This is a genomic window from Flavobacterium restrictum (assembly GCF_007097245.1).
GTDB classification, from domain to species: Bacteria; Bacteroidota; Bacteroidia; order Flavobacteriales; family Flavobacteriaceae; genus Flavobacterium; species Flavobacterium restrictum.
Genome location: NZ_VJZT01000034.1, coordinates 1 through 7,077, shown reverse-complemented (window position 1 = coordinate 7,077; position 7,077 = coordinate 1). Strand labels below are relative to the sequence as shown.

Here is a 7,077-nt window from a genome sequence, read left to right as displayed (position 1 = left end):
CAAATACGGCTGAATGAAGTGCAGCGTAGTTTACGAAGCAAAACGCAATGAAGCGGTATTGTGGATGTAGTAGCCCCAACGAACGCAGGAAGCGACCGTGTGGAGATGAGGGCGAGGAAGCGTAGTAACTGCCTGCCCGTTTTCAGGGCTGGCAGGTGCTATGCTGACGAGTGGACTGTGGAATGGAGGGAAGAATGACCGACTGGAACAGCCGAACGGAACAAAGGAAGCGACCGGAGGGAGACCGCTTTATTTCTCTGCTGTTTAAATTCGGATTTCCCTTTTTAAACCTAAATTTATTTGATTGGATGATGTTTGTCGATCGCATTTTGCAAGGCTTTAATTCCTGTTTGGCGGTATTTTTCGGTAGTGTCCAGATGTTTGTGACCTGCAAATTCCTGAACCATTCGCAGGTCGTTTCCTTTGTTTAAAAGATTCGTGATTACACTTTGTCTGATGGTTATTGTGGTTAGGTTTTTAGCAAATTCCTTTTGATACGTACTGATTAAATAATGGATGTCGTCCACTTGTATTGGCGTTCCGAGTTTTCCCAACAACAAAGCATTTTCATCGTTTCTAACCGTTTTCAGCTTGTTTCTGTCCTGATTGATAAATTCGTACAGCAAAAGGATTTGTTGGGCTTTTAAAGGTAAAATTCGGCTGTTGGTTATTCCTGTGCCGATTATTTGTATGGTGGCTTTTTCAAGGTTTATATCGTCTGTTTTTAATTGGATAATTTCTCCAGACTTCAAGGCTTGATAAACCAATAAACTCATTATAATTTGATTCTTTTTGGTCAAAAATGGATAACGTTCTATTCTAGGTTCTAACAGTTTTTGCAGTTCTTTTTCGGAGAATAAATCTTGTAATTGGATGGGATTATCTTTGGCATCCCGAAGTTTTATACTTCTAGCTGGATTGTCGCTTCTTTGCTCTGTTTCCTGCAGATAATCGTAGTATTTTTTGATTGCCGATACAATCCTGTTGATGGTGTTTGGAGGGTAACTTTTGCGTAATTCTTCTACATATTCCATTACATCCTGATAGTTGTAATCTTCTGTTTTTCGGTTCAATAACCTAAATTTATTGATTTCATACAGGTAGTTTTTAGCAGTGGATGGGTGCAGGTTTTCTTCTAAATAGTCTTGTATGTTCATCGCATTTTTAGTTGATTTATTCGGGTATAAATTTGAGTTGTTTTTAAGCTTTGATGTCCTAAAAAGTTTCTAACCATTTCAATACTCATTTCATTTTCAAGTAGATGTGTGGCAATACTGTGGCGTAAATGATGCAGGCTTATGTTTTGATCGGGATGGTTTTTGGTTCTTTTAAAAAGGCTTTTAAAGGTTTTATAAATCGTGCTTGCCAGCATTCTGTTTCCTTTGCTGTCGATTAAAAAACTCGTTTCGTTTTCTGTTGCACTAAAGGCTCTTATCTCTACATATTTCTCTAAATCTTTGGCAATCATTTCCGTAATGGGGATTACTCTTCTTTTTTTGCCCTTTCCTTTTCGAACAAATAATAGTTTTTTGTCTAAATGAACATCGGCAACATTTAGGTTTTGGGCTTCGCTTCTTCGCAGTCCGCAACCGTAACACAGGTGCATTATTGCCCATTCCTGCGCTGTTCGGCAATGCTCGTAAAGTGTTCCGACTTCTTCTTGGGTAAGGATTATTTTGATTTCGTTTATGGGGGATTTCAGCTTTAGGGTAAAAGGATTTTTGCTGATTTTTTGGATTCTTTCCAGATATTCAAAATAGATTCTGATGGCTAACAACTGGCTGTGAACGTGACTTTGGCTTAACTTTCCGTCTTTGGCTTGGTTTGGTTTTTCCCGCAAATGTGCCTGATAGATTTTGATTTGGTTTGCCGTTATTTGGGTGGGGATTTCCTTTGTAAATTCAAAAAAATGAACAACATATTTTGGGTACGTTTTGACTACTGTTTGGCAATACCCCAGGTTTTCCAGTTCTTTTCTAAATTCATAAATTGTGTTTTCAAACATAATGATTATGACCTTTTTATTAGTTATGATGCTTTTTAGTTTGTACTTTTTATTTTGACCGAACACTAATTACATTTTAGATTTAAGAGTTTATATTTTAGATTGTTAGCTCATTTCTAGCGTTCGTTTAGTGTTCGTTTGGTTGCCGTTAGTGTTCGGTTTTAGGTTTTGAATCTGTTTTGTAAAATGTTCTTTTAATTTCTTTCTAACGCTTTGTATATCATCAAAATAAGAGATTTTATACTTAAATCCTTTGTTGCCGTGTCCAAATTGTTTGATGTATTCCAGCTGCACCAATTGATTGATATAATGTTGCAATTGTGTCTTTTTAAATCCTGTGGTTTCCATTGCTTCAAAACGTGTAAAATCATCGGTTTTAAACTTCTTTTTTAGCTTTTCAAAGAACTGTCTTAAACTGCCGTCCAGCTCGTCAATCTTTAAAATAATACTCTCAAAAAGTATTTCTACTGCGTTTTCTACATCTTGGATTTCGGTTTGTATTTTTCCGTTATTGGATGTTCTTTGGAACTGGTTTAGAATGGTAATTTGCTTGATAATGCTTTGGAACATTTCATTTAACCGTCGTTTTTTATGTACGTTTTCGGGCAATTGTATTTGTGTGGCAAACGGATTTTGTACCTCTTCATTTTGAAGGATTCGCATTATTTGTTGCAACTGTATTTTGGCTTTTTCTTGTTCTTTTTCGTTGATTTCTCCCGCTATTCGCTTGTTTTGATAGTTTATGATTTTGTCGGTTTGATCCTGGCTTTCATCTACTGCTAGTAAAAAACTTCTACTCATATTATCTTCGTATAAATCGCCTTTGGTGGTGGCTGACAGACTGCTAAAAACGCCTTTTACTTCTTTCTTTACGCTCTTTATATTTCCTTTTTTGTCTTTGACCGATACCGAACTCGATAGCCTTTGATTGCTTATGAGTTCTCGCATTGCAAACATTGCTTCTTCTTTTAATCCGTCTAAATCTTCGATGATTAACAGTTTGTTTACTAGGTCGTATTCTCCCCAATTGTAAAGAGAACTTTCTGTAATTCTTGTAAATCGTAAAACGTCTTCTTGTGGCATTAAGTCCGCAATTTTACTGATTAAATGCGTTTTTCCGCTTCCCGAACTTCCTTGTACAATGGCGTGTAATGGCTGTTTTGTTTTGTAGCTCGATGCGATAATGAACAATAATAATCGGCTGTTTTCTTCTCCAATAATGCCACTTTTTTCGATTAAAATATTCAGTTTCTGAAGTAGATTATTTTGCTTTAAAAAGTCAACCGTGTTTTCTAAATTTAGCGGTTTTGGTTTGTCTTCAGTAGGTTTTAGGACTGTTTTTTCTTCAATTGACCCGAGCGATAGCGAACTGGCGGAGCAAAAAGAAGAGATTGCTTCGTTTCTCTCAATAATCTCTTTTCTTTGGTCAATTAAATGGATTAGTATTTCTTTTTCGTGTCCAATAATTAAACTGTTTACGTCTTCATATTCAGGTGTTTCGACTTGGCTAATTTTTATCGTTTGTTGTAGTGTTCGTAGAACTTCGCTATATTTTTTCCCTGCTTCTTTTCCTGCTTTGTCTCCATCAAAAAAGAAGATAATTTCCTCTAATTGGTCTAAATTTTTTATTGCTTTTAATATTTCTTCGTTTAATCCGTTGGTTCCGTAACAGGCTAGTAATGAATAATTTTCATTGATTTCGTCTATTTGTAACAAGCTCGCACAATCTATAATGGCTTCGGTTAGGATTAGTATTTTGGTGGCTGGATTGGGGTAATTTGGATATAAACCTTGTCGGTTTTTTAAATAAAAATGTTTTGCATTTTCTTTGTCTAATGTGTTTCTAAAATACAAGCTAACAATTTGATTATCTTGGTTTTTTAGCGGAAAAACAATACCATACTTTCCAAAAACAGTATACACTATTTCTCCTGTATTGCCCTTTCTGTTATTATCGATTAGTAAACCGTAGGCTAAACAATTTTGTATTAAACTATCCTCTTTTCGTTGTCCGTGATGGAATTGCCCACCATTGTAACCAACTTCTATTTTTTTTAGATCTAAATTTCTTTGCTGTAAATAATCCTTTGCTGGTTGGGAACGAGAAGAAGCATTTTTGAACGAAGCAAAGATTTTTTCTATAAATGCCGTTCTTTCTTTACTACTGATTAGAGTTTCTTTTGCTTCTGTTGGTGTCGCTTTTTGGATTGGCTGTATTGTTCCTATCATTGCCGTACATTTTTTTAGTGCTTCGTGTTTGGTTAGCTTTTCATAATCCTGAACAAACTGGATGACATCGCCTTTTTTATCGCAAGCGTGGCATTTGTATTTATTTTGGGTTGGGTTAATTTGTAGGCTCGCTGTTTTATCCTCGTGGAACGGACAACGGAGCATATTGTTTTTGTTGGGCTGTAAGCTGTAATTTTCTAATACTTGGGTTAAGAATAGATTTTGTTTGATGTCTTGGATTTCCATTGAATATTAGGGTAAAATTATTTTTGGATATTTATATCTATTGTGCAATATTATAAAATATGCTATATAAGTCCAAATAAAAAGTTTGTTATTTTTTGTATTTGATTAAAATAACATAATTAGATATATTTGTAGATATAAAACACCCGAAGTTATGAATATAGGAGAAAAAATAAAAACCGTTAGAGAAGCAAAAAAACTATCTCAAAAAGAAATTTCAAATATGGTTCAAATGGATCAAAGTCAATATTCAAAAATTGAAAATGGCAAAACCGACCCTACAACCAATACTTTAGAAAAAATAACTAAAGCATTAGGGATTGATTTATCTGAATTATTCATTAGTGAAACTATTTTTAAGGACATCAATTCGGCAGACAAAACTATTATGGAAAAAATAAGACTTATAGAATTGTTAGACCAAAAAGAACAAGCGTCACTTTATACTATTGTTGACGGATTGGTAGCAAACAAAAGACTTCGAGACACTATGTCATCGGCATTATCGCTTTAATTTTAAAAAATAATTTATGTACACAACGTATCATTTATCATCGGCACAAGAAGTAAATTCTGATATTTTAGACGCTATAAAAGTGGCTTTTAAATCAAGACCAATAACCATAACAATTGAAGAGGAAGAGCAAGATTTTGAAATTTCGCAAGAAATGGCAACTCTTTTAGATGAAAGATTACTAGAAGACGAAAGCGATTATATAACTGCTGATGAGTCCATCAAGCAATTGAAAACAAAATATGGTTTATAATCTTATAGTTTCGCCTCGTGCTCAAAAAGAAATCGAAAAAGCAATTGATAGTTATCTCCCAAACTATTTAGATATTCCAAATAATTTTGTAATCCAGTTGCAAAGTGTTTATAACACGCTAAAAACAAATCCTTTTTTCAGGATTCGTTATAAAAATATTCGATCGCTAAAACTAAAAAAATATCCTTATTCGCTGTATTTTGTAGTTAATGAAAATCGCAATACCGTTAGGGTTTTATCCTGTTTTCATAACAAACGTGACCCAAAAAAGCAACCTAGGTTTTAATCAAACCATAAAAAAAACCGAGCAAATTGCTCGGTTTTTTTATGACTTGTTTTGTCTGTACCTATTGGAACGGGTACGAAGTCGGAGACATTCGTACAGCACGACCCTAGTTTTAATAACGTTTATCTTTTAAGGAACTCTTCGCAGAGCGGGTTCGTACAGCACCCTAGACTTTTTTGGGAAGACCTCGGGCAGCTGGTGTAGCAACTCTATAAAAGGCAAAAACCACTTCGAATTGAAGTGGTTTTATTATTTTCATCTTTAAACACTTGTTTTATAGCTCATCTTTGCGGGCACGGTTTACAAAACCGCGCTATCGTTAAGCATATCCGAGCGGTCGGGGTTAGTTTTTTACAAAACAAAGACCTACAATATTCTTCGTGAAATATATGTCTGCTATTCCAGTCTCAACACAAACATTTGTAGAGTCTTTTAAAGGATAGCATAATAAACTATGGCTATATCTATTAAGATAATTAGGACTTGTACTGTCAAACATTTGCGGATTAAGACTAAGTGGTAAAATTTGTAATGGATATTTGTTATTTATCTTAAGTTTATCACATTTATATTGATTTTGTTTTTTAGATAAAATCTTAAATTTTAATCTTTCATCTTTTGCGTAAATGATATAATAATTCTTTATAGAATCTATTTTATAAATTTCGTAAAATGTTGTAGATGTGTTTTTTATATCACTTTCAGTATATGTTGTTTTACAAGATATTACTAATATTAATAAAATAATGAATAAGAAATAATTTTTCATAATAATTTATTTAAGGACTAGTTTGAATGGTGCTTCCATTAACAAGATAATCAACTTTTACTGCTCCTCTGGGTACTGTATTTTGGAAAACTGGAAAAATTACTAAACCATCTTGATTATAATACCTTGCATTTATTGGACCTGCTTGTGGAGTAGCTGCTGTATGAGCTGCTTGGTAAACTGAACCAGCTGCATTTGAATCACCTGACGAAACGCCAGAGGCTTGAGATAATTTTGCGCCCTGATATGCTTCTGTAACTTCGTGTAATGTATTTGCACCAGCTTTACCATATGGAGCATCAGATGCCGCAAGAACTGTTGGGTTTATTTCTTGATTAGCATTTACCGTCGCTGTACCGCCTGTAGTTGTGGAAGGGGTTACTGTATTACCTCCAAATGCTCCCCCAACAAACTGACTGCCATTAGAAGTAGTTTTATTATTTGTTGCATCAACATTAACATTAATTGAATGGTCATCAATTGCAGTTGTTAATTGTTGGGCATCAGCACCAACAGTTGCTCCTTGTACAGCAGTATATGTTACTTTTCCAGCAGTATCCATACTCAAATTTAATTGTCCTTGTACGGATTTTTGTAATTCTGTAAAAGCTAATTGTTTATCCGAACCACCTATTGTAACATCATATGCTCCCATACCATCAGGGTCGATAAACCTCAATGGATTATCAACACAATAATTGTAAGGAGACCATCTTCTATAAATTTCAGCCAATGGATCAATATTCATCCAACGTCCTAATGCAGGGTCATAATT

Annotated in this window: 8 protein-coding genes; 3 read left to right on the top strand and 5 right to left on the bottom strand. The window is 34.4% G+C overall.

The window, feature by feature from the left end; all coding sequences use genetic code 11:
- Window positions 1–296: 296 nt before the first annotated feature.
- The 3 genes from FNW21_RS15790 to FNW21_RS15780 form a co-directional block, all read right to left on the bottom strand.
- The gene (locus tag FNW21_RS15790) at window positions 297–1,157 is read right to left on the bottom strand and encodes a tyrosine-type recombinase/integrase (RefSeq protein ID WP_144257714.1); all 861 of its coding nucleotides are present in this window, start codon (window positions 1,155–1,157) and stop codon (window positions 297–299) included.
- Entirely contained in the window at window positions 1,154–2,005 is an 852-nt protein-coding gene (locus FNW21_RS15785; protein ID WP_144257713.1) for a tyrosine-type recombinase/integrase, read from the bottom strand. Before FNW21_RS15785 ends, FNW21_RS15790 begins: the two co-directional genes overlap by 4 nt.
- A 105-nt stretch (window positions 2,006–2,110) precedes the next feature.
- Window positions 2,111–4,480 carry a CHC2 zinc finger domain-containing protein gene (locus tag FNW21_RS15780; RefSeq protein ID WP_144257712.1) on the bottom strand — a complete coding sequence of 790 codons (2,370 nt, stop codon included), beginning with the start codon at window positions 4,478–4,480 and terminating at the stop codon, window positions 2,111–2,113.
- A 154-nt stretch (window positions 4,481–4,634) separates the two neighbouring features.
- Here FNW21_RS15780 and FNW21_RS15775 point away from each other — a divergent pair, with 154 nt between their 5' ends.
- The 3 genes from FNW21_RS15775 to FNW21_RS15765 are packed head-to-tail and all read left to right on the top strand — an operon-like array spanning window position 4,635 to window position 5,533.
- Window positions 4,635–4,994, top strand: a complete 360-nt coding sequence (locus tag FNW21_RS15775; RefSeq protein ID WP_144257711.1) for a helix-turn-helix domain-containing protein — start codon at window positions 4,635–4,637, stop codon at window positions 4,992–4,994.
- Window positions 4,995–5,010: 16 nt separating this feature from the next.
- A complete protein-coding gene (locus FNW21_RS15770) occupies window positions 5,011–5,247 on the top strand; it encodes a hypothetical protein (RefSeq protein WP_144257710.1) in 237 nt (78 codons plus the stop codon).
- Window positions 5,237–5,533, top strand: a complete 297-nt coding sequence (locus FNW21_RS15765; protein WP_144257709.1) for a type II toxin-antitoxin system RelE/ParE family toxin — start codon at window positions 5,237–5,239, stop codon at window positions 5,531–5,533. Before FNW21_RS15770 ends, FNW21_RS15765 begins: the two co-directional genes overlap by 11 nt.
- A 343-nt stretch (window positions 5,534–5,876) precedes the next feature.
- Here FNW21_RS15765 and FNW21_RS15760 read toward each other — a convergent pair whose 3' ends face one another.
- A complete protein-coding gene (locus tag FNW21_RS15760) occupies window positions 5,877–6,302 on the bottom strand; it encodes a hypothetical protein (RefSeq protein ID WP_144257708.1) in 426 nt (141 codons plus the stop codon).
- Window positions 6,303–6,312: 10 nt separating this feature from the next.
- Window positions 6,313–7,077: RHS repeat-associated core domain-containing protein (locus FNW21_RS15755; RefSeq protein WP_144257707.1), on the bottom strand; the 765-nt coding region annotated here is incomplete at its 5' end.